This window comes from Pseudomonas sp. B1(2018), from assembly GCF_003097365.1.
In the GTDB taxonomy this organism is placed as follows: Bacteria; Pseudomonadota; Gammaproteobacteria; order Pseudomonadales; family Pseudomonadaceae; genus Aquipseudomonas; species Aquipseudomonas laurylsulfatiphila.
Map to the genome: position 1 here is coordinate 283,905 of NZ_PYUK01000003.1, position 24,338 is coordinate 308,242.

Genomic DNA, 24,338 nt, shown 5'->3' on the forward strand with positions numbered 1-24,338 from the left:
TCAGTCACCATCAATGTCAGGGCTGAGGGCCTCTTCGCGAGCAAGCCCGCTCCCACAGGGTTTTATGTTCGACATGAAACCTGCACGGCTCATCTGTCAGTCAATTTGGCCGGAATGGGTGCTGTATAGCCATCGCTGGCTGGTTAAGATCCCTTCATCTTTTTCCGATCCCTGAGGTTTTCATGCGTTTTTCCGAACTGCTTGACGCTGTCCGTAGCCAGCCGCTGGAGATGTCCATTCCGGCCTCCTGGGGCCAGGGGCGCGCCAGTTTCGGTGGCGTGGTGGCGGCTATGCAGTACGAAGCCATGCGTGCCCGGGTGCCGGCGGATCGCCCGGTGCGCTCATTGGCGATCACCTTTGTCGGCCCGGTTGAGCCTGAGGTTCCAGTCAGCTTTGAAGTCGACGTATTGCGCGAAGGCAAGGCGGTCAGCCAGGTGTTGGGTCGGGTGATGCAGAAGGGCCAGGTGGTGACGTTGATCCAGGGGAGTTTCGGCGCTTCACGCCCTTCGGTAGTGGCCGTGGCCGCTGAACCGGCACCTGAAATGAAGCACTGGGACGAGTGCCAGGAATTGCCTTTTGTCGAAGGCGTCATTCCGGAGTTCATGCGGCACCTGGCGATGCGCTGGAGTGTTGGCGGGCTGCCGTTCAGTGGTAGCACATCGCGGCAAATGGGTGGTTGGGTGCGCTTGCGCGGCGATGTCAAGGAAGAGGCCATCGGCGAGGCGCATATCCTCGCACTGGTGGACGCCTGGCCGCCGGCCCTGATGCCGTTTTTGAAGAAGCCGGCGATGGGCAGCACGCTGACCTGGACCATCGAGTTCGTGCAACCGCTGCTGGAGTTGACCACCCTGGACTGGTGCAAATACCTCGTCGAGACCGAGCACGCCGCGGATGGTTACGGCCATGCCGCCGCGAAAATGTGGAGCGCCGATGGCCGGTTGATCGCCATGAGCCGGCAGACGGTGACGGTGTTCGCCTGATTCAGTGACGACGGTGGCGCTCACGCCAGGCGCGCCACCAGCCACCACTGAGGAAGAACCGCGGAAAGGTCAGAAACTGCTCGACCAACAGGCGCGATATTGCATCCTTGCGGTCACTGAACGGCTCGGCGGCTTGCGTCTCCATGCTGTGGCCGTGGCGTTGCAGGGCCAGCGCTGCAATCACGCCGATCACGCCAATGGCGATGTTGGCCAGGCTCAGGCTGAAGACCCCGGATACGATCAGCAGAAATGCCACGATGAACAGCGGCACCGCGATCAGGTGCAACACCAGATTGGTCGGGTGCTGATGATTGTTCGGGTACGCTCGCCATTGCCAGGCGGGAAGGTTGGGGTGACGTTTGCCCATGATGCTGATCCTCGATCCATGTTGAACACATGTAATGAAGAATAGGCCCGGTCAATGCCGGCGGCGAATCAAGGCTGGCTATTGGCTTGATAGGCGTCATGTTCAAGTTTGATGTGGGTTCGACTGACGCCTTCGCGAGCAGGCTCGCTCCCACAGGGGCATGCATTTCAACTGTGGGAGCGAGCCTGCTCGCGAAAGGGCCCTCAGAGTTTGAGCTGACCTATCGCCTTGCTCAACTCTCCGGCCAGCGCCGCCAGTTCATTGCTGGTCGTCGCCGAAGACACCGTCTGCTGCACCGTGTTCTCAGTCACGTCACGGATGCTCACCACCGCCCGGTTCATCTCTTCCGCTACCTGGCTCTGCTGCTCGGCCGCCACGGCGATCTGCGTGTTGCTTTCACGCATCTGTGCCACTGCGCCGGTAATTTCGGCCAGGGCCGCGCCGGCCTCTTGCGCTTGTCGTACGCAATCATCGGCCTTGAACGAGCTCTCTTGCATGAAATCCACGGCGTCCCGCGTCCCGGCCTGCAACGCCGAGACCATGATCGTGATTTCATCCGTGGAGGTTTGCACGCGTTTGGCCAGGTTACGTACTTCATCGGCGACTACCGCAAAGCCGCGCCCCATCTCGCCGGCCCGGGCCGCTTCGATGGCGGCGTTGAGCGCCAGCAGGTTGGTCTGTTCGGCGATGCTGTGAATCACGTTGACCACGCCGTTGATCTTCTGGCTGTCCTCGGCCAGGCGTTGAATCATCTCGGCGGTCTGCTGCACGCCGGTGGACAGCCCGGCAATCGAGCGCTGCACCCGCGTCACCACTTCCTGCCCACTACCGGCCAGGGTATCGGCCGATTGCGAAAGGTCGCGGGTGGCGCCCGCGTGCTGGGCGATGTGATAGACCGTGGCGGTCATTTCATTGATCGCCGTGGCGGCCTGGTCGGTTTCGCTTTGCTGACCGAGCATGCCGTGGCGCACTTCATTCATGCTCGCCGCCAGCCGTGCAGCGCCGGTGTCCAGTTGCCGGGCGGTGCTGGCGACGGTGTTGACCACCCGTTGATAACCGGCCTGCATGGCGTTGAAGGCGTTGGCCATCTGCCCGACTTCGTCGCTGCAAGCCAATGGCACGCGGGCCGACAGGTCGCCGGTTTTCTCCACGTGCAACATGACGTCTTTCAAGGTGTTGAGCTGGCTGAGCAGGAAACGGATCAACAACTGCGATGCGCCGAGCATGGCCAGCATCAGGATGAACACCGCCACCGCGTAGTGGGCGAAGCGCTCGCTGAACACCTGGCTCAGGCTTGGACCCTGGGCGATTACGGCGACCCGCTGCCCGTCGGCGCGCGCGAACACTTCGGCACCCATCAACGGGTTGTCACCGAACAATGGCATCGGGTTGATCTCGACCCAGCCATTGGCGTCGGCCAGTTCTTGCACGGGGCGCTCATTGAGCGTGGGGGCTTGCCCGCGGCTGAACACCAGCAGGTTGTCGGCGTGGGGCAGCGGTTGCCCGACGGGCCAGGCTTCGAGCAATCGCGCCTGGGCCTGGGCCGAAGCCTGGGCCGCGTGACTACGAGCCTGCTGTTCAAGCTGCACCGCGTACAGCACCAGCAACAGGGTGGTGACGAACGCGACGGCGTTGACCGCCCAGAACTTGTATTTCAGCGAGATATTGCTAATCCAGGCACCCATGGAGGTCTTCTCTGATAGCGGAAACAGTTTTGGCAAGGTGCCATTATTGTGCCGCTACTCAGGTGGCTGGTTCTTGATGCAGATCAATTTCAAACCTGTGGGAGCGAGCTTGCTCGCGATTGCGGTTTGTCAGTCACATCCGTACCGAATGTGTTGCCGCCATCGCGAGCAAGCTCGCTCCCACAGGGATTTATGGTGAACAGGAGATCAATGGCAGGCCATAAAACGCGCGTGCACAGGCTGTGGTGTGCGCCGCCAGTTCCTCCTGGCTTTCCCCGCGATGCAGTGCCACTTCGCGCAATACTTCGGTCAGGTACGCCGGCTCGTTTCGCCCGTTTTTCGGCTTGGGGCGCAGGCTGCGCGGCAGCAGGTACGGTGCATCGCTTTCGAGCATCAGGCGTCCGCGCTTGATCTCCTTGACCAGCGGATGCAAATGCGTGCCCCGGCGTTCGTCGCAGATCCAGCCGGTAATGCCAATGTGCAGGTCGAGATCGAGGTAGCTGAACAGTGCCTTCTGCTCCCCGGTGAAGCAGTGCACCACCGCGGCCGGCAATTGGTCGCGGAAGTCGCGCAGGATCTCCAGCAAACGCTGGCTGGCGTCACGCTCGTGCAGAAAAACCGGCAGCTGCAATTCGACGGCCAAGGCCAGATGTTCTTCGAGGACCTTTTCCTGCTGCGGGCGCGGCGAGAAATCACGGTTGAAATCCAGCCCGCATTCACCCACGGCCACCACATTCGGCTCGTTGAGCAAGCTGCGCAGACGGCGGGCGCTGTCGGCGTTCCAGTCGCTGGCGCAGTGAGGGTGAATACCGGCGGTGGCAAACAGGCGCTGATTGCTTGCGTCCAGTTGCCGGCACAACTCAAGGGCCTGTTCACTGCCCTCGACGCTGGTGCCCGTCAGCACCAGTTGGCACACGCCGGCCGCGTAGGCGCGATCGAGAACGGCCTGGTGTTTGTCGGCAAAACTGGCGTTGGTCAGGTTGACGCCGATATCGATGAGTTGCATGGTGCTACCTCGGCTCAAAGGCCGGAAAGCATATCAGAGCCGTGGATTTATAAGAAAAGCCAAGAACTACAACAGGTTAACGCTGTCTCTTGAGCCTCGGACCTGGCTGGGTTGGTAGTTTTGCCATCATTGTGCCAGTCTTTCGTGCGTTGTCAGCGCCCTGGGCGCCCTGTTTTTGTCGCCGCGCGTCATTGAAGCGGCCTCATATTCTTTCCGGAGAGTGGATGATTCGTCCCTCGGTTTTGCTACTGCTGTGCTGTTCGCTGCTACTGCCGATGACGGCGGTCGCGCGTCTGCCCGGGCCGCTGCAAGCCGTACCGGCCAGCGAGGTGCGCGACCTGGCGCAGATTCGCAGCAGTCGTGTGCTGCGGGTGCTGGTCAACCAGAGCCGCAACAGTTCCGGCGAAGTCCAGGGGCAGGCGATCGGGGTTGAATACCATCGCCTGAGAGCATTCGAGCAATACCTCAACGGCCACGCCCGTGACGGTCAGGAAATCACCCTCAAGATCATTCCCAAGGCCAAGGATCAACTGCTTGGCGCCTTGCAGCGCGGGGAGGGCGATCTGGTGGCGCCAGGTGAGTTGCTCGACCTGCAACCGGGCTTCGCCGTCAGCAGCAGTGAGCCGATTGCCAGCAACATCCCGCTGGTCCTGGTGGGCATCAAGGGCGAACGCCGCTACACCCGGCTTGAACAGCTCTCCGGCAAGACCCTGGCGCTACCCGCCGGCAGCGCCGCCGGGGATGCCATCAGCCAGATCAATCAAAAGCTCGCCCTGCACAAGCTGCCGCCGGTCAACATCGAGTGGGTCGATCCGAGCCTTGCCGTCGAGGACGTACTGGAGATGGTCCAGGGCGGAATCTTTCACCTGACCATCGTCGAGCAACCGATTGCCGAACGCTGGGGCAAGATCCTGCCCAAGCTGCGTTTCGACAAGCAGGTTGTCATCAGTGAGCCGGGCGAAGAGTTCTGGTTCGTGCGCCGCGATGCGTCGATGCTGCGGGCCAGCATTGATCGCTTCCTCACCGTCTACAAAAAACCGTCGGATCAGGACGCTGCATTCCTGCGCATCTATCGTCGTCTCTATCAAGTGCACTATCCACTGGCCAAGGCGGACCGCCAGCGCCTGGAAAAACTCCGCCCGGTGCTGCAGAAACACGCCGATGCCCAGGGCATGGACTGGCTGAACCTGGCGGCACTGGCCTTCAAGGAGTCAGCGTTGCAGCCCACCGCCCGCAGTGGCGGCAGCCCGACCGGCCTGATGCAGATCACCCCTTCTGCGGCGCAGCGGGTGGGAGTCAGCAATATTCAGGACGTAGACGGCAATGTGCAGGCCGGGGCCAAGTACCTGGCGATGATCCGGCGCAAGTTCTTTGCCAGCCCGAAACTCAACGAACGCGAACGCATGGCCTTCGTGCTGGCGGCCTACAACATCGGGCCGGAGCGGGTTCAGGGCATGCGCACCGAAGCCCGGCGGCGAGGCTTGAATCCCAACCAGTGGTTCTTCCAGGTCGAACGCGTGGCCATGGAGCAGGTGGGTATGGGGCCCGTCAGCTATGTTAATAGCGTGAACAAGTATTACCTGGCGTTCGATCGGGAGCGGGAGTCGTTGGAGCCTCAGGGACAAAAGGTTGTTTCTCGCAAATGATCAACTAATTTGATTTTAATGGTGGGTTTTTTCCGCTTTTAACATGTGATTTATTGATTAATATGGCGCCCAACCCCCACACACTGACAAGGATAGAAACAGCATGAGCACTATGATCAACAAGGTATTGTTTACCCGCGCCGGTTACGGCCTGACCGTTCTGCGCATCGTGGTCGGCATAATTTTCGCCGCTCACGGCTCGCAAAAACTCTTCGGGGCATTCGGTGGTCATGGTCTGGCCGGAACCGCACAGTACATGGAAAGCCTCGGACTGACGCCGGGTTACCTGATGGCGGCACTGGCGGGCGGCACCGAATTCTTCGCCGGCCTGGCATTGATCATCGGCTTGCTGGTTCGCCCGGCTGCATTGGGCTTGATCTTCCTGTCGCTGGTCGCGATTTTCTCGGTGCACATCAGCAACGGTCTGTTCATGGCCAACAATGGTTATGAATTCGCCCTGGCCCTGCTCGGTGGCAGTATCGCGGTATTGATCGAAGGTGCGGGCAAACTCTCGGCGGACCGTGTCATCGCCGGTTGACCGCTCTGGCTCAACAAAAAAGGCCCGCATCGTGCGGGCCTTTTTTGTTGAGCGTCATTCTTGACACTGTCCAGTCAGCTTCTCTAGGATGTTGCTCATGCGCCGATTTAAACAGCTACTTGCGGGGCGCCAGGTGACTCATCCAGTTGCCGATAGAAGCCGAAACAGGCTTCGAAATACCGCTAAAGCGCTGGTTCGGTGTTGCCTCTCACCTGCCATGCAGACTTTTGAGGCAGAGACACGACACAATGAATGCACTAAACCCGGTTGTACGTCCCGCGCCGATCACGGCACATCTCACCCAGCGCAATCCAAAAATCCTGCTTGGCGGCAAACATCAGCCGACGCTCTTGCGTTATCTCGATGGCTGGCCACGTCGTACCGGCGGTCCCGCTGCCTTTCTGATCCAGTTTGTCGAAGACGGTGAGTCGCTCGCGCGTTTCGCCGACGACAGTTTTGATCTGGCAGTGATTCAATCTCCCAGCCTCGAAGACGCTCCCGAGGTAATCAGGCAACTGACCCGCGTTGCCCGGCAAGGGCTGATCACCCGCCCTTGAGTTTTACGGGTAGTCGATCGCCACGATATAAACACACTGCTCACCGGTCGGTGTCTGGACCCGGACTTCGGCGTCCAGTGCCTTGCCGATCAGGGCTCGGGCCAATGGCGAGTCAATGCTGATCAGGCCTTGTTTGAGGTCCAGTTCATCCGGTCCGACAATGCGGTAGCGCGACTCCTTGCCATCCTCGTCCTCGATCGTGACCCAGGCGCCGAAATACACCTTGTTCGGATCGCTGGGTTTTTCGCTGACAACCTTGAGCGCTTCCAGGCGTTTGGTGAGAAAGCGCACGCGGCTGTCGATCTCTCGCAGCATCTTTTTGCCGTAGGTGTACTCGGCGTTCTCCGAGCGGTCACCCTGTGCCGCGGCTTCGCTGACCGCCTGGGTCACCTGGGGGCGACGCACATGCCACAGCTCATGGAATTCGGCGCGCATCCGCGCTTCACCCTCGGGGGTGATCAGCGCGGTGCCGGCGGTGCGGGGAGGGCGGTAACGGCTCATGGCAACTTCTTGTGGTGGAGACGGCTGGAGTCTATCAACCCTCGCGCAAGACTGTCAGCGGGCTGGCGTTCAATGCCCGACGAGTGCCGAACACCCCGGCACCGCCGATCAGCACCGCGCCCAGCAGGGGCAGCAGCAACAGCCATGGATGCGGATGCCACGGCAGGTCAAAGGCATAGCGGTAGAGCACCAGGCTCACCAGTTCCGAGCCCAATGCCGCCAGCAAACCGCTGACCGCCCCCAGCAAACCGAACTCGATGCGTCGGGCCTTGACCAGCAGTTGTCGTTCGGCCCCCAGCGCCCGCAGCAGCGCGCCCTGGCGAATGCGTTCGTCCAGCGTCGCCTGCAGGCCGGAAAACAGCACCGCCATCCCCGCCGCCAACACAAACAGCAATACGTACTCCACCGCCAGGGTGACCTGGGCGAGGATGCTGCGCAATTGTTCCAGCAAGGCTTCGACCTGCAGGATCGTCACCGCCGGAAAGGCTCTGGACAGGTCGACGATCTGTTGGTCATGTCCTGATGCCAGATAGAAACTGGTCAGGTAAGTCGCCGGCAGATCCTTGAGGGTGCCAGGCTGGAAGATCATGAAAAAGTTCGGCTGGAAGTTGTCCCAGTTGATCTCCCGCAGGCTGGTGACTTTCGCCTCGCGATTGACCCCGCCCACGCTGAAAACCAGATGATCGCCGAGCTTGAGTTTCAGGCTCTCAGCAACCTTGCCTTCCACCGACACGCCGGGAACATCGTCCGGCGTTTGTTCGTTCCACCAATTGCCCGCCGTGAGCTTGTTGCCCGCCGGCAGGTCCGCCGCCCAGGTCAGGCTCAGGTCGCGCTGGATTGCCCGGTCGCCGGCCGATTCCTTGGTGACGATCTGCTGCACCGGTTCGCCGTTGATGCTGATCAAGCGCCCCGGCACCACCGGGTACAAGGGTGCCGATTTTGCCGACACGGCGATCAGGTGATCGGTGAAGGCCTGTTTATCCGCAGGCAGGATGTTCAGGGCGAAGTAATTGGGGGCGTTTTTCGGCAGCTGGTTCTGCCAGGTATCCAGCAATTCACCGCGCAGCAGCGCAATCAGCGCCATCGACAGCAGGATCAGGCCGAACGCCAGGGACTGTCCTGCGGCAGCGAGCGGATGACGCAGCAATTGCCCGAGTCCAAGGCGCCAGGGCAAGGACGCACGCGCGAGCAAGCGCCGCAGGCTCTTCAACAGCAGCAGCAACAAACCGCCCAGCACCAGCGCTGCAATCACGCCGCCACCGAGCAGGGCAAAGGTCAGCACCAGGTCCAGGCTCAGGCGCCACATGATCAGGGCGAGGGCGCCCAGCGCTGCACCGTAGACCATCCAGGTGCTGGAAGGGATCGGCAGCATGTCCCGGCGCAGCACGCGCAATGGCGGAACCCGGCCCAGAGCCGCCAGTGGCGGCAAGGCGAAACCGGCCAGGGCCACCAGTCCGGTGCCGATCCCGGCGACGGCTGGAAACAGTCCGCCCGGAGGTACGTCGGTCGGCAGCAAGTCGTGCAGCAGGGCAAACAACCCCAGCTGTGCGAGCCAGCCTAGGAGGGCACCGCTGATGCTGGCCAGCAGCCCGAGCACGGTCAGTTGCAGGCTGAACAACACCAGGGTTTCCCGGCGTGACAGGCCGAGGCAGCGCAGCAAGGCACTGGCATCGAAGCGGCGGGTGGCGAAGCGGGTCGCCGACAACGCCACCGCCACGCCGGACAGCAACACCGCCACCAGACTGGCCATGTTCAGGTAGCGTTCGGCCTTGCCCAGGGCGCCGCCGATCTGCCGGTTGCCATCCCGGGCGTCCTGCAAGCGTTGGTTGGCGGCGAGCCCCGGTTTGATCAGTTGCCGGTACGACTCGAGTGCCTGGGCATTGCCTCGCCATAATTCGCGATAGCTGACCCGGCTGCCGGGTTGCACCACGCCGGTTGCTGCAAGGTCGTCGAGATTGATCAGCACTCGCGGCGTCAGACTGTAGAAATTGCCGGCGCGGTCGGGCTCGTACGTCAGCACTCGCGCCAGTTTCAGGGTTTTCATGCCGACATCGATGCTGTCCCCGATTTTCAGGTCCAGGGCGGTCAGCAGGCGGGCCTCGACCCAGGCTTCACCGGGTTGCGGTCCGCCACCGGCGCTTTGCGTGGCGAACGGGGCGGGCGCGCTTTTCAGTTCGCCGCGTAGCGGGTAGGTGTCATCGGCCGCCTTGATGCTGGACAACTGGATGCCGTTGTCTGTGGCGATGACGCTGGAAAACTCCACCACCTGCGCATGTTGCAGTCCCAGGTCTGTGCCGCTTCTTATCTGTTCGGGGCGCGCGGGCGAACTGCCTTCGAGGAGCAGGTCGGCACCGAGAAACTCAGTGGCGCGCAGCATCATGGCGCCATTCAGGCGGGCGCCGAAATAGCCAATGGCAGTGCTCGCGGCCACGGCCACCAGCAAGGCAAAAAACAATACGCGCAATTCACCGGCGCGGGCGTCGCGCAGCAATTGGCGGATGGCGAGACTGAACAGGCGCAACAGCGGCAGGCGTGCCATCAAGGCTCCACAGGGGCGACCAGCAGGCCGGCTTCAAGACGGATCAGGCGCCGGCACCGATGGGCCAGGCGTTCATCGTGGGTCACCAGCACCAGGGTCGTGCCGCGTTCCTTGTTGAGTTCGAACAGCAGGTCGCTGATGCGCTCACCGGTGTGGCTGTCGAGGTTGCCGGTCGGTTCGTCGGCGAACAGCACATCGGGTTCGGCGGCAAACGCGCGGGCAATCGCCACGCGTTGTTGCTCGCCCCCGGAGAGCTGGCGCGGCGAATGCGTCAGGCGCTGGCCGAGTCCTACACGCTGGAGTAACTCGGTGGCGCGTTCGCGGGCGTCTTTGCGGCCATCGAGCTCCAGCGGCAGCATGACGTTTTCCAGGGCATTGAGGCTATCGAGCAGCTGAAACGATTGAAAGACAAAACCCACGTGCTCGGCGCGGATGCGCGCACGCTGGTCTTCATCGAGGTTGCTCAGGCCCTGCCCGGCGAGGGTGACTTCGCCACTGCTCGGCAGGTCGAGACCGGCGAGCAGGCCCAGCAGGGTGGATTTGCCGGAACCGGAAGCGCCGACGATGGCCAGGCTGTCGCCCTGGTTCAGTTCCAGGCTGAGTTCGTGCAGGATGGTCAGTTCACCTTCCGCGCTGGGAACCACTTTGCTAAGGTCCTTCGCGATGAGAATGCTTGCGCCCATGGAGAGTCCGATGCGTGTCTGGTTTTTGAGTGCTGGCCTGGCCTTGATGTGCATGGCCCAAAACGCAGCGGCGGGTACAGTCCTGATCGTTGGCGATAGTATCAGCGCCGGTTTCGGACTGGATACCCGGCTGGGGTGGGTGTCGCTGCTTGAACAACGGCTCAGGCGCGAAGGTTTCGACGACAAAGTGATCAATGCGTCCATCAGTGGCGACACCAGTGCTGGAGGCCAGGCGCGCCTGCCCGCGCTGCTTGCAGAGCATAAACCGGAACTGGTGATCCTCGAGTTGGGGGGCAATGACGGCCTGCGCGGCTTGCTGCCAACTCAATTGCAACAAAATCTTGCCTCGATGATCGACAGCTCCCGGGCCAGCGGTGCCAAGGTGCTGTTGCTCGGCATGCAACTGCCACCCAATTACGGTGCGCGATACACCAAGGCGTTCGCCGAGGTCTACAGCAACCTGGCCGATGAGAAAAAGATCCCGCTGGTGCCGTTTTTCCTCGACGGCGTGGGCGGTCATCCGGAGTTGATGCAGGCCGACGGCATACACCCGGCCGCCGGGGCCCAGGACAAGTTGCTGGAAAATGTCTGGCCTACTCTAAAACCGCTGTTATGACACTTTTCTAGACGCAGGCTTTCGGCTAAGGTGGCGCCCCCGATTTGGAGCCCCCGATGCCGCGTCCCGCCTGGTCACTCTTTGCCTATCAACTGATCGAGCCTGACGAACAGCTGGATCTGTTCGCCTGCCAGGAAGTGCGGGTGCATCTGGTGACCCGTCAGCTGGAGTTGGGCGGCTCGGCGGACCGGACCCTTTGCGGCAGCCTGTTGCCGGCGCAACCGCGCTGGTCGAGTGTTGATCGCCGGGTGTTTCAGGATCAGCGGCTGTGTTCGTTGTGCAGGGCCATTCTTGAGTCGCAGAAGCGGGGGACGTCGCCGATCTGGCCTGAATTGCGGTTTGAGCTTTAGTCTGTCGTCGCGCACCAGCCCCGTTGTTTTGTGTACATATCCGTTGTTGAGGTAACGGCGGCTTATGGTTTCACCCTTGCCGCGGGTTACTTTTGGCAAGCGCCGACCCACTGTAGGAGCTGCCGCAGGCTGCGATCTTTTGATCTTGATCTTGCGCCCCTTCGACATTGTCACAAATCAAAATCAAAAGATCGCAGCCTGCGGCAGCTCCTACAGGGAAACACGCACGCATCAGGACCACGTTCCGAGCGGCCATTACCGCCTTGCACTGCCTGCAATCGGGCCATCTCCCCGAAATAACGGGCGGCAGTGTACAATCGCGTCCTTATACCCTCAGTTGATCATGCGAAGGATTTTCCGGATGTTGCCGCGCTTTCCTGCCGTCACCCGCTGCCTGACCCTTGCCGCCCTTTTTGTGGCCGGTCCTGTTGCAGCATTGGAGTTTCCCCTGCCACCGCCCGGTGAGGACATCATCGGGCAGGTGCAGGTGATCAAGGCCAAGTACGAAGACACCTTCGCCGACCTTGGTACTGCCTATGACCTGGGCTACACGGAAATGGTCGCGGCCAACCCGGGTGTCGATGCATGGTTGCCGGGCGCCGGCACGGAAATCATTCTGCCGACCCGCTTCATCCTGCCACCAGGCCCGCGTGAAGGCATCGTGATCAACCTGGCTGAATATCGCCTCTACTACTACCCGAAAGGCAAGAACGTGGTGTACACGTTCCCGCTGGGTATCGGTCGTGAAGGCTGGGGCTCGCCGATTGCCCACACCAGCATCACCGCCAAGACGCCTAACCCGACCTGGACGCCTCCGGCGTCGATCAAGGCCGAGCACGCGGCAGACGGTGATCCGCTGCCCAACGTCGTGCCGGCAGGCCCAGACAACCCGCTGGGCCCATTCAAGTTCACCCTGGGCACTCCGGGCTACCTGATCCACGGTTCGAACAAGAAGTTCGGTATCGGCATGCGCACCAGCCACGGTTGCTTCCGCATGTTCAACAACAACGTGCTGGAAATGGCAGGCATGGTGCCGGTCGGTACCTCGGTACGGATCATCAACGACCCGTACAAGTTCGGCATGAGTGGCGGCAAGGTCTATCTGGAGGCGCACACGCCGCTGGACGACAAGGGCAACCCGTCGGTGGTCGACAAGCACACAGCGGTCATCAATGCGATGCTCAAGCGTGAAGACATCACCAACAACCTGCGCATGAACTGGGATGTGGTGCGGGACGTGGTGGCCGCTGAGGACGGTCTGCCGGTAGAGATCGCAGTGCCGGGCAACGGCGTCGCGCCGATGGTGTCGAGCACGCCGATCGATCCGCTGCAGTAACGCTTGCAAAGAGCCCGTCGACGCAGACCGCGTCGACGGGTTTTTTATTGCCTGGAGAAACGCCGGGCAATAAAAAAGCCGACCCAAAAAATGGGTCGGCTTGATAACAATCCCGAGGGATTATTACTTGCGGCTAGCTTTGTCCAGCATGCGCAGAGCACGCTCGTTAGCTTCGTCAGCAGTCTGTTGTGCTTTTTGAGCAGCAGCCAGAGCTTCATCAGCTTTACGGTAAGCTTCGTCTGCACGAGCCTGGGAGCGAGCAGCTGCGTCTTCAGTAGCGGTCAGACGTGCTTCGGTTTCTTTCGATGCGCTGCTGCAACCGGTAGCCAGAACTGCGGCCAGAGCCAGAGCAGAGAATTTCAGAACGTTGTTCATCGTGTTCCCCTTCAAGGACTTTCTATTAAGTAGCTATCTCCTCCGATTGAGGAAATAGCCGGCGTACATACTACCCATTACTTGTAGTAAGTAAAACTGACGTGAAGCAAGAAGCAAAAAAAATTGTAGGCGTTGATTCTTTTTCGAGCAACTTTTAACTGAATTGTTTAAAAAATATCCAGCTGCAAGGCCCGTGGCTGAGCGAACTGCCGAGAAAAAGTTCCTTCGGCACAGCGCTCTTTTTCCCCGGCTGGCTAAAGTCCGCCTATATGGATTCGTCTACACTTTTGTTCGGCTTTTGCGTGGCGCCTCTCACTATCTTTCTCGATGTTCAGGTGACTTTAACAACGGGCGCTCGTCTTAAGTCTCAACATCCGGCAATGTTCAGGCTATCGACCCGGAGTGACCTTCGGTCGAGCCATTCCTGCGTGATTACGGAGCAGCACCCGCCAACGGGCATGATGACGAGCGTACCTTGAGCATTTCTGTCAATGGTGCCTACTATTTGTACGTGCTCGGTAGCGCGAGATCGGTGCAGCTCTTCTCGGTGTCCATTCAGGCACGGGGTGGCGTAGATGTTCCTTCGCCGGAAAAACATCGGTAAGGTAGGGGTCGGAATTCCAGACCCGCGAGGAGTAGTGATGAGCGAGGCGTTGTCCATCCACCATGACCAGGCTGGTCATCAGTTCGAGACCAATGTGGACGGTCATCGTGCCTATCTGACCTATATGGATCTGGGGAAACAGACCCTGGATATCTATCGCACCTTCGTGCCCAACGCATTGCGTGGTCGCGGTATTGCGGCAGCCTTGACCGAGAAGGCGCTGGAGTACGCTGACGAAATGGGCTACACCGTCATTCCATCGTGCTCCTACGTCGAGCGCTACATGGAGCGTCACCAGCGGCATGCGGCCAAGCTGAGTCAGTGACTTTCAGGCAAACGAATGCATAAAAAAACGCCGGGTTCTACCCGGCGTTTTTTTGTGTGCGCTTTTTGAACAGGCCGTCAGGCGATCAGCTGCGATCGCGTTTAGGCAGCACATCCTTGAGCTTGGCATGCATGCTGCGCAAGGTGTTTTCGGTCGCGGTCCAGTCGATGCAAGCGTCAGTGATCGACACGCCGTACTGCAGGTCGGCGAGGTCTTTCGGGATTGCCTGAGCGCCCCAGTTCAGGTGGCTTTCAACCATCAGGCCGATGATCGACTTGTTGCCTTCGAGGATCTGGTTGGCGACGTTTTCCATCACCAGCGGTTGCAGGGCCGGATCCTTGTTGGAGTTGGCGTGGCTGCAATCGACCATGATGTTCGGCTTGATCTTCGCCTTGTTCAGCGCCTGCTCGCAAAGCGCAACGCTGACCGAATCGTAGTTCGGCTTGCCGTTGCCGCCGCGCAGCACCACGTGACCGTAGGCATTGCCCTTGGTCGTCACGATGGAGACGCCACCTTCCTGGTTGATGCCCAGGAAGCGGTGCGGGCTGGAAACCGACTGCAGGGCGTTGATCGCCACGGTCAGGCCGCCGTCGGTACCGTTCTTGAAGCCGACGGCCGAGGACAGGCCGGACGCCATTTCACGGTGAGTCTGGGATTCGGTGGTGCGCGCGCCGATGGCCGACCAGCTGATCAGGTCCTGCAGGTACTGAGGGGAGATCGGGTCGAGGGCTTCGGTGGCGGTCGGCAGGCCTTTTTCGGCCAGGTCCAGCAGCAACTGGCGACCGATGTGCAAGCCATCCTGGATCTTGAACGAGTCGTCCAGGTAAGGGTCGTTGATCAAGCCTTTCCAGCCGACGGTGGTACGCGGCTTCTCGAAATACACGCGCATGACCAGATACAGGGTATCGGACACTTCGGCAGCGAGAACCTTCAGGCGCTCGGCATATTCGTGGGCGGCCTTGATGTCGTGGATCGAGCAAGGCCCGATGACGACGAACAGGCGGTGGTCGGTGCCATCCAGAATGTTGCGAATGACTTCGCGGCCCTTGGTGACGGTGCGCAGTGCGGCGTCGCTCAGGGGAATATCGCGCTTGAGCTGGTCAGGAGTGATCAGCGTCTCGTTGGAGGCGACGTTTAGGTCGTTGATCGGTAAATCAGCCATCGTTTACTCGTCAGGTCACGGGTGCCGGCCGCCAGCGAACCCGCGCGGCGGAGCACAGCAAATTAAGCGCGTCGGGGAGCCGAACCTTAGCGCGTTACACCGTGGCTCGACAATGGGCAGACGCCGGTTTGGTGGGCTTTCGCAGTCAGTTTCCCTGCCGTGAGGGCCAAACCGATCAAGTACGCCCCTATTCCGGCACCGGCTGCGCAAAAGCCTTGCGCACCGATTCGTGGGAGAACTCGTCGGCATGCTCCTGGACCCATTCGAGCGCCAGGGCCTGAACATCCTGCAAGTCTTCGTGGGACTCATGCAGGCGGCAGTAGCGTTCGATCTGGCACACCTGCTCACCCATTCGGGCGCTGAACAGCGTTTGTTCGTCGACGAAAGCGATGCCCACCAGATAACCGCGTTTGCGCCGCAGGCACCAGGCGACATAGCCCAGGTAGCGCATGTCCGGGTTCACGGTCGGCATGCGTACTTCCAGCGCCGTGCCGTAGCGCCACGCGCGGTGATAATTGCAAGCCATGCCCCCGAGGCTGATAGTGTGCAGCTGCCGTCGCGAAATACACTCAGGTTTGAGCAAGGTTAATTCGACAGGCACATCGTCAGGGTGAGGAATGAATCGTCCCATGAACACAGACTCCATGTGTCGGCCATCTGACATTGTTTCCCCCAGTATAGTGGTCGAATTGGAACTGACCGATTTTGACGCCGACCAACGGCTACTGGCGATGAGCGGTGTTTCGCTGGTTATTTTCACCAGTGTCGGCTGCGCCAGCTGCCGTTTTGCCCGCGAGCAATTACCGACACTCGATCTGGCCGTCGATCGACTGTGCTGGATCGATGCCGGCAATAACGGCGGGCTGGTCGAGCGTTATCAGGTCTTTCATTTGCCGGCGCTGTTTGTCGTTCGCGACGGCGAGTTTTTCGGAGCACTGAAATCGCGCCTGACCGACACAGAGCTCAATCGAGCCGTGCGCCAGGCGTTGAGTCGAACAGCAGAGGAGTTGCCATGATGGGGACAGTTGCCAGGCCGACAATCGGCATTATCGGGACCGGCGCAATCGGCGGTTTCTACGGGGTGATGCTGGCGCGTGCCGGTTTTGATGTGCATTTTCTGCTGCGCAGCGAGTTTTCCGCCGTGGTCGAGCACGGGTTGCAAGTCGATAGTGCGCCCCACGGTGCGCTGAAACTGAACCCGGTACAGGCTTACTCAAAGGCTGAAGACATGCCGCCCTGCGACTGGCTGCTGGTGGGCGCGAAAACCACCAGCAACGCAGATCTGGCACCGGCCATCCTGCAGGCGGCGGCACCGGATGCCAAAGTGCTGCTGTTGCAAAATGGCCTGGACGTCGAAGACAGCCTGCGCGAGTTGCTCCCCGATTCGCTGCACGTGCTCGGAGGACTCTGCTACATCTGCGTCCATCGCGAGGCGCCGGGCGTCATCACCCATCAGGCGCTGGGCGCGGTGCACGTGGGTTATCACAGCGGTCCCGCCGATGGGCCGACACGCACTGCGATAGTCGAGGAGGGTGTCGACCTGTTCCGCAGCGCGGGCCTCGATTCCCAGGCCATGGCGAATCTGCATCAGGCGCGCTGGCAAAAACTGGTCTGGAATATCCCTTACAACGGTCTCTCGGTTTTGCTCGGGGCGAGCACCACGCCGTTGATGGCCGATACCGACAGTCGCGAACTGATCAAGGCGCTGATGGCTGAAGTGGTGCAAGGCGCAATTGCCTGCGGGCACGACGTACCGGCAGGGTATGCCGAACACCTGTTCATGGTGACCGAAAAAATGCCCGACTACTGGCCGAGCATGTACCACGACTTCCTGCACAAGCGGCCGCTGGAGCTGGCCGCGATCTACGCTCGACCACTGGCGGCCGCCAGGGCCGCGGGATGTGAAATGCCACGCATCGAGGCTTTGTATCGCGGCTTGAGTTTCATTGATCGACGCAACACCTGAGTCGACCGACCTGAGGGGGAAGGGCATGCCAAAGGCAATTGACGACAAGCTGGTGCTGGCGATTTCTTCGCGGGCGCTGTTTGATTTGAGCGAAAGCCACAAGGTCTATCTGTCGAGCGGCGTCGAAGCCTACCGGCAGTATCAGATCGAACACGAAGACGAAATCCTTCAGCCCGGCGATGCTTTTCCGTTGGTGCAGAAACTCCTGAACCTCAACAATAGCCTGGGCCGCGCCCGGGTCGAGGTGATTCTGGTGTCGCGCAACAGCGCCGACACCGGGCTGCGGGTATTCAATTCTATCGACCACTACGGACTGGCGATTTCCCGTGCGGCATTCGTCGGCGGGCGTAGTCCGTATCCCTACCTCAAGGCCTTTGGCTGCGATCTGTTTCTCTCGACCCACGCCGAAGACGTACGCAATGCCCTGGACGCCGGATTCGCGGCGGCGACCATCCTGTCTGGCGGTGCCAGTCGTGCGGCCAGCGACGAGCTGCGCATTGCTTTCGACGGAGACGCGGTGCTGTTTTCCGATGAGTCGGAGCGCATTTATCAGGCCGGTGGTCTGGAGGCGTTCCAGGCCAGCGAGCGTGAGGCCGCTCGCGAGCCGTTGCGCGGCGGGCCGTTCAAGGGCTTTCTCGCGGCCCTGAACCTGTTGCAGCGTGAGTTCCCGGAGGACGCCTGTCCGATTCGTACCGCGCTAGTCACGGCGCGATCGGCGCCCGCCCATGAGCGGGTGATTCGCACGTTGCGCGAGTGGGATATTCGTCTCGACGAATCGCTGTTCCTCGGCGGCCTGACCAAGTCCGCCTTTCTCGAAGCCTTTGCGGCCGATGTGTTTTTCGATGATCAGGCCGGCCACTGCGAATTGGCCCGTGAAGTCGTCGCCACCGGTCATGTGCCCCACGGCATAAGCAACGAGCAAAAGGTTTAAGCCCGCCGTTCAATGTGTTGCGCCGGACGTCGTAGTCGCCAAGGCACTGCTAAGCTGAATCAAATGTCCGCCATGTTGGCAGTCGAGGAGGTCATATGATTCGTTCGATGCTGTACGCCACTGACCTTGGCCTGTACGCGCCCGTGGTGATGCAGCATGCCCTGGAGCTGGCCCGCACCTTCAATGCCAATTTGTACGTTGTGCATGCGGTTGAGCCCATGGGGTTGTTTGCCGAATCGGTGCTGCAAAGTTATCTCGATGAACAGGCGCTGAACGAGTTTCACAGCCAGGGCCTGAACACAGTGATTGCCAGTATCGAGCAGCGGGTGCTCGACAGTTTTCGTGAGGAGCTGGGGGAGGAAGGGGAACACGACCTGGAACGGATTCAGGCAGTCAGGGTGCTGCAGGGCGACCCCTCGCAGGTGATTCTGGACCAGGCGCAGAAACTCTCCGTGGATTTGTTGATCGTAGGAAGTCACAGCCACGGTGCGGGTGCGGAAACGCCTTTGGGCCGGACCGCCGCCCGTGTGTTGCAACTGTCCAAGGTGCCGGTCTATCTGGTGCCGCTGGTGCAACGTCGTCGTCAAGGGGACCGCTAGGACACGAATAATGGCAATCTGATAAAAAAGTTCTAGATTTATTCTTCGAACCATTAATATAGTTATATATCGTCGCTGATGCCCGTGGCGTCTACCTGCTTTGAGGGATTCATATGAAGCTTCAACAATTGCGCTACATCTGGGAAGTGGCGCACCACGACCTCAACGTTTCCGCTACAGCCCAAAGCCTCTACACCTCTCAACCGGGCATCAGCAAACAGATCCGCCTGCTGGAAGATGAACTGGGCGTCGAAGTCTTTGCCCGCAGCGGCAAGCACTTGACCCGGGTCACCCCGGCCGGTGAGCGCATCATCACCACCGCCGGCGAGATCCTGCGCAAGGTTGAAAGCATCAAGCAGATCGCCCAGGAATTCTCCAACGAGAAGAAAGGCACCCTGTCGATTGCCACCACTCACACCCAGGCGCGTTATGCGTTGCCACCAGTGATCAGCAATTTCATCAAGCAATACCCGGACGTTGCCCTGCATATGCACCAGGGATCGCCGATGCAAATCGCCGAAATGGCCGCTGACGGCACCGTGGATTTCGCCATTGCCACCGAAGCGCTCGAACTGTTCGGTGATCTGGTGATGATGCCGTGCTACCGCTGGAACCGCTGCGTGGTCGTGCCTCAGGGCCACCCGCTGACCAAACTGTCGAAACTGACCCTCGAAGCGCTGGCCGAATACCCGATCGTCACTTACGTGTTCGGTTTTACCGGCCGTTCGAAACTCGACGAAGCGTTCAGCCATCGAGGCCTGACGCCGAAAGTGGTGTTCACCGCCGCCGACGCCGACGTGATCAAGACCTATGTTCGCCTGGGGCTGGGCGTGGGCATCGTGGCGAAAATGGCCGTCGACACCAAACTCGACAGCGACCTGGTCGTACTTGATGCCAGCGAACTGTTCGAGTCCAGCGTGACCAAGATCGGCTTCCGACGCGGCACCTTCCTGCGCGGCTTCATGTGCGACTTCATCGAGAAGTTCGCACCGCACCTGACCCGCGAAGTCATGGCCAAGGCCATTCAATGCCACAACAAGCAGGAACTGGAAGAGCTGTTCGAAGGTGTCGAACTGCCAGTCCATTAAGCCCGTTTAAACGACCTCGGTGACAGCGAACTGTTGCCGAGCGCCCGCCACCGTGATTTCCACCTCGTCGCCCTCGAACTTGCCCAACAGGCTTTTGCCCAGCGGTGAGCGCGGGGTGATGACGGTGATCAGTTGCCCCACCAGGTCGACTTTCAACCCGGCTGCATCAGGGGCGAGGAACAGCCATTGTTCGCGCCCCTTTTCATCTTCGAGCCCGAGCAGCGCGCCGACTTCGATGCCCCGCTTTTCGTCATACGGGCGCAGGGCCAGGTTCTGGCAGAGGCTCAGTGACTGGCGGATTTCCTCGACCCTCCTGGCTTGCCCCGCCGCGAGATAGGACGCCTCGAGCCCCAGGGTGTCGTATTTGTTCTCAGCGATGTTTTCTTCGTGGGTCGCCGTTTCGTAGGCGGTTTGCGCGGCCCGTTCGGCGATGTCGAGATCGATCTGCAGCTTGTCGAGAATCAGTTGGTGGACGGTGTGCTTATTCATGATCAATCGCAGAATTGCAGAACGTTGGCGCGACTTTTTTCGCTGGGTGCAGTCCGGTCCTGTTGCAGCCAGAACTGACAGTTCGGGTTGGCCAGGTTGCGAGTGCTGCCGCGTGCCTGATCGAGCCGTTGTGCCTGCTCGTTCTTGCGCAGGTTTTCTTCATACTGCTCGAACAGCGGGCTCTGTGGCGGGATGTCCGGCACCGGTTGAGTCACCACCGGTGGCTTGGCCAATTGCTCCACAGCTACTGCTACGGGTGCCAATTGTTCGCTGAAAAGCAGGCGTGAAGCGAGCCAGCAGGTCAGCACGATGGCAATGAATCCCAGCCACATGCCGAGGGCGATGCTGCCGGTCAGTTGCAGGGCATTGAGGCTGATCGGGAAGGATCGGCGCGGAGCGGGGCGGTGGGGCATGGTTGCCTCCTGGCGAAAGGTCACTGGCGAGTGGCGATTGTCGCATGAAGAATAATCGTCGTCGGCTCTTCTGCACGGGGTAATTTATGCGGACAATCGGCGCCTTTGCCAACGGGAGCCTGCAATGCCTGAACTGAAAACCCGCTGGGATATTTTTTGCACCGTGGTCGACAATTTCGGCGACATCGGCGTGACCTGGCGACTGGCCCGGCAACTGGTGGCCGAACATGGACTGGCAGTGCGTCTATGGGTCGATGATCTGCGAGCGTTCGAGCGCCTGTGTCCGCCAATCGACATCCACGCTGCGCAGCAATGGCAGCAAGGCGTCGAAGTGCGCCAATGGCCAGCCGAGTGGCAACGGACCGAAGCCGCCGATGTGGTGATTGCTGCATTTGCCTGCCAATTGCCGAGCGCCTACATGGACGCCATGGTCGAGCGGGAAAAGATTCCGCTGTGGATGAATCTCGACTACCTGAGTGCCGAGGACTGGGTGATCGGCTGCCACGGATTGCCCTCGGTGAAGTACAAAAACGTACAGAAGTTCTTTTTCTTCCCGGGTTTCCAGAAGGGCACTGGCGGATTGTTGCGTGAGCGCGGGTTGCTTGAGCGTCGTCGGCAATTTCAGCAGGACCCGCAAGCTCAAAGAGAATTCCTGCACGGTTTAGGGATTGATCCTGCACCCGGCGCACAGTTGATCTCATTGTTTGCCTACGAAAATACCGGGCTGGCCAGTTGGCTCGATGCGATGGCTGGCGATTCGACGGCCACTCATCTGCTGGTCCCGGAAGGGCGGATTCTCGGCGACGTCGAGTGTTGGCTCGGTGTGCAGGGCTTGGCGGCCGGTGCCGTGCATGTGCGTGACGCCTTGACCGTGCAAGTGCTGCCATTCGTCCGCCAGGACCAATACGACGGGTTGCTGTGGTGCTGCGATTTCAATGCCGTGCGTGGCGAAGATTCCTTTGTGCGCGCTCAATGGGCGGGCCGGCCATTTCTCTGGCACATCTACCGGCAGGAAGAAGATATCCATCTGGACAAGCTCGAAGCCTTCCTCGAACTCTATGTGAAGGGGCTATCGGACCCTGCGCGGGAGGCGATCAGCGGTCTCTGGCGGGCCTGGAACGCCGGTGAAAAAATGCCCGACCACTGGCAATCCACCCGTAAACACTGGCCAGAGCTGGAAAAACACGCCGAGGCGTGGTGTCTGGAACAGGCCTTGCAGGCCGATCTTGCCACGGCGCTGGTACAGTTTTATGGAAATTGGATATGATACGCGGCCTAGATTTTTGTAAATCCCATCCAAATTCGGATATTCGCAATGAAAACTGGTAAAGAACTCAAACCCGGTACCGTGATCCGTATCGACAACGATCCTTGGCTGGTTCAGAAAGCTGAATTCACCAAGTCCGGTCGTAACAGCGCGATCATGAAGACCAAGCTGAAGAACCTGCTGACCGGCTACAAGACCGAAACCGTATACGGTGCGGACGACAAGCTGGACGACGTGATCCTCGACCGCAAGGAAGCGACCCTGTCCTTCATCAGCGGCGACTCCTACACGTTCATGGACACCACCGACTACACCATGTACGAGCTGAACGCCGAAGACATCGAAAGCGTTCTGCCATTCGTGGAAGAAGGCATGACCGACGTTTGCGAAGCCGTGTTCTTCGAAGGCCGTCTGGTTTCCGTAGAGCTGCCGACCACCATCGTGCGTCAGGTTGACTACACCGAAGGCTCCGCTCGCGGCGACACTTCCGGCAAGGTCATGAAGCCTGCCAAACTGAAGAACGGTACCGAACTGTCGGTTGCTGACTTCATCGAAATCGGCGACATGATCGAGATCGATACCCGCGAAGGCGGTTCCTACAAAGGCCGTGCCAAATAAGCACTGCTTGAGGAATGAAAAAGCCCGACCATTGAGTCGGGCTTTTTTGTGCCTGGAAGATCAAGGGATCGCAGCCTGCGGCAGCTCCTACAGGTTTGATGTACATGAACACCTTCAAGGTAGGAGCTGCCGCAGGCTGCGATCTTTTGCTTCTATTTCAGGTGTTGCTTGAGCTCTTCAGACGCCTGCAACATCGCCGAACGCACCGCTGGCACCTGGCTCACCACGTTGAGCAAACCGTAGTCGTGGATCATGCCGTTGTAGCGCACCGAGGTCACCGGCACGCCGGCTTCATCGAGTTTGCGGGCGTAGGCTTCGCCTTCGTCGCGCAACACGTCGGCACCGGCGGTCTGCACCAGCGCTGGCGGCAACCCTTTCAGCTGGGCGGTGGTGGCGCGCAGCGGTGAGGCATAGATCTCGTTACGCTGGTTGGCGTCGGTGGTGTAGTTGTCCCAGAACCACTTCATCGCATTTTTGCTGAGGAAGTACCCTTCGGCAAACTGGTTGTAGGACGCGGTTTCGAAGTTGGCATCCGTCACCGGCCACAGCAATACCTGGAACTTGATCGCCGGGGTTCCCTTGTCCTTGGCCATCAGTGCAACCACGGCCGCCATGTTGCCGCCGACACTGTTGCCGGCTACTGCCAGGCGCTTGCCATCGACGTTGATCTCTTTACCGTGCTCGGCCACCCATTTTGTCGCAGCGTAAGCCTGGTTGATCGCCACCGGGTAATGGGCTTCCGGCGACGGCGTGTAGTTCACGAACACGGCCGCTGCCCCAGAACCGGTCACCAGGTCACGCACCAGCCGCTCGTGGGTCGGGAAGTCCCCCAGTACCCAGCCGCCGCCGTGGAAGAACATGAACACGGGCAGCTCACCCTTGACCCCGGCCGGCCGGACGATGGTCAGGTTCAGCGGTTGGCCGTCGACTTGAATGGTCTTCTGGCTGACATCGGCTTTTGGCAGTGTCAGTTTCACCCCAGCCTGCGCGCCCGTCAGCACGGCGCGGGCGTCTTTCGGGCTGAGTTGTTCAAGCGGCTTGCCGGTACCGGCATTCAGCACATCGAGGAACGCCTGGGTGTTGTGTTCAACCCCGTCACTTGCGAACGCACTGTTGATCGACAGAGCGAGAAGGGTACCGGTCAAGACTTTGCTGAGAGTGTTCATGTTCGTTTCCTGTTCGGGCCTGGGAAGTCGGCGCTTAGACGGTTACGTGCAGGCGCACATCGACGTTGCCACGGGTGGCATTGGAGTACGGGCAGACCTGGTGGGCAGCGTCGACCAGTGCCTGGGCATCGGCTTGTTCAAGACCCGGCAGGCTGATGTGCAGGTCGATGTCCAGGCCGAAACCGCCAGGGATCTGGCCGATGCCGACATGGGCGGTGATCGAAGCGTCGCTCGGGATGCTGCGCTTGGTCTGGCTGGCGACGAATTTCAGGGCGCCGATGAAGCAGGCGGAGTAGCCGGCGGCGAACAGTTGCTCAGGGTTGGTGGCTGCGCCGCCGGCACCGCCGAGTTCTTTCGGCGTGGCGAGTTTGACGTCGAGGATGTTGTCGCTGGAAACCGCACGACCGTCACGGCCACCGGTGGAAGTTGCGATTGCGGTGTAGAGAGTTTGCATGGTGAAAGCCTCTTCGGGGTTTGATTTGTTTGCGCTAAATATTTGCGCGCTAAGTAAGTGCGAAATGAATGTATCGC

The 24,338-nt window shown here is 60.3% G+C and carries 28 protein-coding genes; 15 read left to right on the forward strand and 13 right to left on the reverse strand.

Features of this window, described 5'->3' with window-relative positions; genetic code table 11:
* The first annotated feature begins 182 nt into the window (after positions 1-182).
* Entirely contained in the window at positions 183-980 is a 798-nt protein-coding gene (locus C9422_RS06425) for an acyl-CoA thioesterase II (protein WP_116580057.1), read from the forward strand.
* A 1-nt stretch (position 981) separates the two neighbouring features.
* Here the strand turns inward: C9422_RS06425 and C9422_RS06430 are convergent, their stop codons facing one another.
* From C9422_RS06430 to C9422_RS06440, 3 genes are all read right to left on the reverse strand, one after another.
* A complete protein-coding gene (locus C9422_RS06430; RefSeq protein ID WP_007973582.1) occupies positions 982-1,347 on the reverse strand; it encodes an Mpo1-like protein in 366 nt (121 codons plus the stop codon).
* A 203-nt stretch (positions 1,348-1,550) separates the two neighbouring features.
* Positions 1,551-3,032, reverse strand: a complete 1,482-nt coding sequence (locus C9422_RS06435) for a methyl-accepting chemotaxis protein (RefSeq protein ID WP_116580058.1) — start codon at positions 3,030-3,032, stop codon at positions 1,551-1,553.
* A gap of 190 nt (positions 3,033-3,222) precedes the next feature.
* The gene (locus C9422_RS06440; protein ID WP_116580059.1) at positions 3,223-4,038 is read right to left on the reverse strand and encodes a TatD family hydrolase; all 816 of its coding nucleotides are present in this window, start codon (positions 4,036-4,038) and stop codon (positions 3,223-3,225) included.
* A 224-nt stretch (positions 4,039-4,262) separates the two neighbouring features.
* Here C9422_RS06440 and C9422_RS06445 point away from each other — a divergent pair, with 224 nt between their 5' ends.
* The 3 genes from C9422_RS06445 (at position 4,263) to C9422_RS06455 (ending at position 6,779) form a co-directional block, all read left to right on the forward strand.
* Entirely contained in the window at positions 4,263-5,684 is a 1,422-nt protein-coding gene (locus C9422_RS06445; protein ID WP_116580060.1) for a transglycosylase SLT domain-containing protein, read from the forward strand.
* Positions 5,685-5,787: 103 nt separating this feature from the next.
* Positions 5,788-6,222 carry a DoxX family protein gene (locus tag C9422_RS06450; protein ID WP_116580061.1) on the forward strand — a complete coding sequence of 145 codons (435 nt, stop codon included), beginning with the start codon at positions 5,788-5,790 and terminating at the stop codon, positions 6,220-6,222.
* A gap of 248 nt (positions 6,223-6,470) precedes the next feature.
* Positions 6,471-6,779 carry a hypothetical protein gene (locus tag C9422_RS06455; protein WP_007973571.1) on the forward strand — a complete coding sequence of 103 codons (309 nt, stop codon included), beginning with the start codon at positions 6,471-6,473 and terminating at the stop codon, positions 6,777-6,779.
* 3 nt (positions 6,780-6,782) lie between these two features.
* On the opposite strand, the gene greB is transcribed toward C9422_RS06455, so the two are convergent.
* Genes greB through C9422_RS06470 form a run of 3 tightly spaced genes read right to left on the reverse strand, consistent with a single transcriptional unit; the run spans position 6,783 to position 10,502 of the window.
* The gene (gene greB, locus C9422_RS06460) at positions 6,783-7,280 is read right to left on the reverse strand and encodes a transcription elongation factor GreB (RefSeq protein ID WP_007973570.1); all 498 of its coding nucleotides are present in this window, start codon (positions 7,278-7,280) and stop codon (positions 6,783-6,785) included.
* 34 nt (positions 7,281-7,314) lie between these two features.
* Positions 7,315-9,819, reverse strand: coding sequence for an ABC transporter permease (locus C9422_RS06465; protein ID WP_116580062.1), 2,505 nt, complete (start codon positions 9,817-9,819; stop codon positions 7,315-7,317).
* Entirely contained in the window at positions 9,819-10,502 is a 684-nt protein-coding gene (locus tag C9422_RS06470; protein ID WP_116580063.1) for an ABC transporter ATP-binding protein, read from the reverse strand. The genes C9422_RS06465 and C9422_RS06470 overlap by 1 nt, the downstream gene beginning before the upstream one ends.
* A 10-nt stretch (positions 10,503-10,512) precedes the next feature.
* Here C9422_RS06470 and C9422_RS06475 point away from each other — a divergent pair, with 10 nt between their 5' ends.
* From C9422_RS06475 to C9422_RS06485, 3 genes are all read left to right on the forward strand, one after another.
* Positions 10,513-11,118 (forward strand): arylesterase, encoded by a 606-nt coding sequence (locus C9422_RS06475; RefSeq protein WP_007973565.1) that lies wholly within the window; start codon positions 10,513-10,515, stop codon positions 11,116-11,118.
* Between the two features lie 56 nt (positions 11,119-11,174).
* Entirely contained in the window at positions 11,175-11,468 is a 294-nt protein-coding gene (locus tag C9422_RS06480; protein WP_003226812.1) for a hypothetical protein, read from the forward strand.
* Positions 11,469-11,829: 361 nt separating this feature from the next.
* Complete coding sequence (locus tag C9422_RS06485) at positions 11,830-12,804, forward strand: L,D-transpeptidase family protein (protein WP_007973563.1); 975 nt, start codon at positions 11,830-11,832, stop codon at positions 12,802-12,804.
* A 123-nt stretch (positions 12,805-12,927) separates the two neighbouring features.
* Here C9422_RS06485 and oprI read toward each other — a convergent pair whose 3' ends face one another.
* Positions 12,928-13,179 carry an outer membrane lipoprotei OprI gene (gene oprI / locus C9422_RS06490; protein ID WP_003199355.1) on the reverse strand — a complete coding sequence of 84 codons (252 nt, stop codon included), beginning with the start codon at positions 13,177-13,179 and terminating at the stop codon, positions 12,928-12,930.
* Between the two features lie 641 nt (positions 13,180-13,820).
* Between oprI and C9422_RS06495 the strand changes: the two genes are divergently transcribed.
* Complete coding sequence (locus C9422_RS06495; RefSeq protein WP_007973562.1) at positions 13,821-14,108, forward strand: GNAT family N-acetyltransferase; 288 nt, start codon at positions 13,821-13,823, stop codon at positions 14,106-14,108.
* An 85-nt stretch (positions 14,109-14,193) separates the two neighbouring features.
* Here C9422_RS06495 and C9422_RS06500 read toward each other — a convergent pair whose 3' ends face one another.
* Positions 14,194-15,270, reverse strand: coding sequence for a 3-deoxy-7-phosphoheptulonate synthase (locus C9422_RS06500; RefSeq protein ID WP_007973561.1), 1,077 nt, complete (start codon positions 15,268-15,270; stop codon positions 14,194-14,196).
* Between the two features lie 187 nt (positions 15,271-15,457).
* Entirely contained in the window at positions 15,458-15,901 is a 444-nt protein-coding gene (locus tag C9422_RS06505; RefSeq protein WP_007973560.1) for a PilZ domain-containing protein, read from the reverse strand.
* Here C9422_RS06505 and C9422_RS06510 point away from each other — a divergent pair.
* The 5 genes from C9422_RS06510 (at position 15,900) to cysB (ending at position 19,854) form a co-directional block, all read left to right on the forward strand.
* Complete coding sequence (locus tag C9422_RS06510; RefSeq protein WP_116580064.1) at positions 15,900-16,286, forward strand: co-chaperone YbbN; 387 nt, start codon at positions 15,900-15,902, stop codon at positions 16,284-16,286. The two genes, C9422_RS06505 and C9422_RS06510, sit on opposite strands and share 2 nt — an antisense overlap.
* Positions 16,283-17,236: a putative 2-dehydropantoate 2-reductase gene (locus tag C9422_RS06515; protein ID WP_116580065.1), complete on the forward strand. Its 954-nt coding sequence runs from the start codon at positions 16,283-16,285 to the stop codon at positions 17,234-17,236. Before C9422_RS06510 ends, C9422_RS06515 begins: the two co-directional genes overlap by 4 nt.
* Positions 17,237-17,261: 25 nt before the next feature.
* Positions 17,262-18,167, forward strand: coding sequence for a 5'-nucleotidase (locus C9422_RS06520; protein WP_007973554.1), 906 nt, complete (start codon positions 17,262-17,264; stop codon positions 18,165-18,167).
* A gap of 95 nt (positions 18,168-18,262) precedes the next feature.
* Positions 18,263-18,766, forward strand: coding sequence for a universal stress protein (locus C9422_RS06525; protein WP_116580066.1), 504 nt, complete (start codon positions 18,263-18,265; stop codon positions 18,764-18,766).
* Positions 18,767-18,879: 113 nt separating this feature from the next.
* Positions 18,880-19,854 carry an HTH-type transcriptional regulator CysB gene (gene cysB / locus C9422_RS06530; RefSeq protein WP_015094029.1) on the forward strand — a complete coding sequence of 325 codons (975 nt, stop codon included), beginning with the start codon at positions 18,880-18,882 and terminating at the stop codon, positions 19,852-19,854.
* Positions 19,855-19,860: 6 nt separating this feature from the next.
* On the opposite strand, the gene C9422_RS06535 is transcribed toward cysB, so the two are convergent.
* Together C9422_RS06535 and C9422_RS06540 are read right to left on the reverse strand one after the other, a co-directional pair.
* Entirely contained in the window at positions 19,861-20,343 is a 483-nt protein-coding gene (locus tag C9422_RS06535; protein WP_116580067.1) for a GreA/GreB family elongation factor, read from the reverse strand.
* A 2-nt stretch (positions 20,344-20,345) separates the two neighbouring features.
* Positions 20,346-20,756, reverse strand: coding sequence for a hypothetical protein (locus C9422_RS06540; RefSeq protein WP_116580068.1), 411 nt, complete (start codon positions 20,754-20,756; stop codon positions 20,346-20,348).
* A gap of 124 nt (positions 20,757-20,880) precedes the next feature.
* Between C9422_RS06540 and earP the strand changes: the two genes are divergently transcribed.
* Positions 20,881-22,023 (forward strand): elongation factor P maturation arginine rhamnosyltransferase EarP, encoded by a 1,143-nt coding sequence (earP, locus tag C9422_RS06545; protein WP_116580069.1) that lies wholly within the window; start codon positions 20,881-20,883, stop codon positions 22,021-22,023.
* Between the two features lie 48 nt (positions 22,024-22,071).
* Complete coding sequence (locus C9422_RS06550) at positions 22,072-22,641, forward strand: elongation factor P (RefSeq protein ID WP_007955690.1); 570 nt, start codon at positions 22,072-22,074, stop codon at positions 22,639-22,641.
* Between the two features lie 152 nt (positions 22,642-22,793).
* Here C9422_RS06550 and C9422_RS06555 read toward each other — a convergent pair whose 3' ends face one another.
* Together C9422_RS06555 and C9422_RS06560 are read right to left on the reverse strand one after the other, a co-directional pair.
* Positions 22,794-23,807 carry an alpha/beta hydrolase gene (locus C9422_RS06555; protein ID WP_116580070.1) on the reverse strand — a complete coding sequence of 338 codons (1,014 nt, stop codon included), beginning with the start codon at positions 23,805-23,807 and terminating at the stop codon, positions 22,794-22,796.
* A gap of 34 nt (positions 23,808-23,841) precedes the next feature.
* Positions 23,842-24,261 (reverse strand): organic hydroperoxide resistance protein, encoded by a 420-nt coding sequence (locus tag C9422_RS06560; RefSeq protein ID WP_007973539.1) that lies wholly within the window; start codon positions 24,259-24,261, stop codon positions 23,842-23,844.
* Positions 24,262-24,338 lie beyond the last annotated feature (77 nt).

What these genes read in the sequence shown, in the direction of transcription:
- C9422_RS06425 (WP_116580057.1), top strand. Translation starts at nt 183, where the DNA reads ATGCGTTTTTCCGAACTGCTTGACGCTGTCCGTAGCCAGCCGCTGGAG.
- C9422_RS06430 (WP_007973582.1), bottom strand. Translation starts at nt 1,347, where the DNA reads ATGGGCAAACGTCACCCCAACCTTCCCGCCTGGCAATGGCGAGCGTAC.
- C9422_RS06435 (WP_116580058.1), bottom strand. Translation starts at nt 3,032, where the DNA reads ATGGGTGCCTGGATTAGCAATATCTCGCTGAAATACAAGTTCTGGGCG.
- C9422_RS06440 (WP_116580059.1), bottom strand. Translation starts at nt 4,038, where the DNA reads ATGCAACTCATCGATATCGGCGTCAACCTGACCAACGCCAGTTTTGCC.
- C9422_RS06445 (WP_116580060.1), top strand. Translation starts at nt 4,263, where the DNA reads ATGATTCGTCCCTCGGTTTTGCTACTGCTGTGCTGTTCGCTGCTACTG.
- C9422_RS06450 (WP_116580061.1), top strand. Translation starts at nt 5,788, where the DNA reads ATGAGCACTATGATCAACAAGGTATTGTTTACCCGCGCCGGTTACGGC.
- C9422_RS06455 (WP_007973571.1), top strand. Translation starts at nt 6,471, where the DNA reads ATGAATGCACTAAACCCGGTTGTACGTCCCGCGCCGATCACGGCACAT.
- greB (WP_007973570.1), bottom strand. Translation starts at nt 7,280, where the DNA reads ATGAGCCGTTACCGCCCTCCCCGCACCGCCGGCACCGCGCTGATCACC.
- C9422_RS06465 (WP_116580062.1), bottom strand. Translation starts at nt 9,819, where the DNA reads ATGGCACGCCTGCCGCTGTTGCGCCTGTTCAGTCTCGCCATCCGCCAA.
- C9422_RS06470 (WP_116580063.1), bottom strand. Translation starts at nt 10,502, where the DNA reads ATGGGCGCAAGCATTCTCATCGCGAAGGACCTTAGCAAAGTGGTTCCC.
- C9422_RS06475 (WP_007973565.1), top strand. Translation starts at nt 10,513, where the DNA reads ATGCGTGTCTGGTTTTTGAGTGCTGGCCTGGCCTTGATGTGCATGGCC.
- C9422_RS06480 (WP_003226812.1), top strand. Translation starts at nt 11,175, where the DNA reads ATGCCGCGTCCCGCCTGGTCACTCTTTGCCTATCAACTGATCGAGCCT.
- C9422_RS06485 (WP_007973563.1), top strand. Translation starts at nt 11,830, where the DNA reads ATGTTGCCGCGCTTTCCTGCCGTCACCCGCTGCCTGACCCTTGCCGCC.
- oprI (WP_003199355.1), bottom strand. Translation starts at nt 13,179, where the DNA reads ATGAACAACGTTCTGAAATTCTCTGCTCTGGCTCTGGCCGCAGTTCTG.
- C9422_RS06495 (WP_007973562.1), top strand. Translation starts at nt 13,821, where the DNA reads ATGAGCGAGGCGTTGTCCATCCACCATGACCAGGCTGGTCATCAGTTC.
- C9422_RS06500 (WP_007973561.1), bottom strand. Translation starts at nt 15,270, where the DNA reads ATGGCTGATTTACCGATCAACGACCTAAACGTCGCCTCCAACGAGACG.
- C9422_RS06510 (WP_116580064.1), top strand. Translation starts at nt 15,900, where the DNA reads ATGAACACAGACTCCATGTGTCGGCCATCTGACATTGTTTCCCCCAGT.
- C9422_RS06505 (WP_007973560.1), bottom strand. Translation starts at nt 15,901, where the DNA reads ATGGGACGATTCATTCCTCACCCTGACGATGTGCCTGTCGAATTAACC.
- C9422_RS06515 (WP_116580065.1), top strand. Translation starts at nt 16,283, where the DNA reads ATGATGGGGACAGTTGCCAGGCCGACAATCGGCATTATCGGGACCGGC.
- C9422_RS06520 (WP_007973554.1), top strand. Translation starts at nt 17,262, where the DNA reads ATGCCAAAGGCAATTGACGACAAGCTGGTGCTGGCGATTTCTTCGCGG.
- C9422_RS06525 (WP_116580066.1), top strand. Translation starts at nt 18,263, where the DNA reads ATGATTCGTTCGATGCTGTACGCCACTGACCTTGGCCTGTACGCGCCC.
- cysB (WP_015094029.1), top strand. Translation starts at nt 18,880, where the DNA reads ATGAAGCTTCAACAATTGCGCTACATCTGGGAAGTGGCGCACCACGAC.
- C9422_RS06535 (WP_116580067.1), bottom strand. Translation starts at nt 20,343, where the DNA reads ATGAATAAGCACACCGTCCACCAACTGATTCTCGACAAGCTGCAGATC.
- C9422_RS06540 (WP_116580068.1), bottom strand. Translation starts at nt 20,756, where the DNA reads ATGCCCCACCGCCCCGCTCCGCGCCGATCCTTCCCGATCAGCCTCAAT.
- earP (WP_116580069.1), top strand. Translation starts at nt 20,881, where the DNA reads ATGCCTGAACTGAAAACCCGCTGGGATATTTTTTGCACCGTGGTCGAC.
- C9422_RS06550 (WP_007955690.1), top strand. Translation starts at nt 22,072, where the DNA reads ATGAAAACTGGTAAAGAACTCAAACCCGGTACCGTGATCCGTATCGAC.
- C9422_RS06555 (WP_116580070.1), bottom strand. Translation starts at nt 23,807, where the DNA reads ATGAACACTCTCAGCAAAGTCTTGACCGGTACCCTTCTCGCTCTGTCG.
- C9422_RS06560 (WP_007973539.1), bottom strand. Translation starts at nt 24,261, where the DNA reads ATGCAAACTCTCTACACCGCAATCGCAACTTCCACCGGTGGCCGTGAC.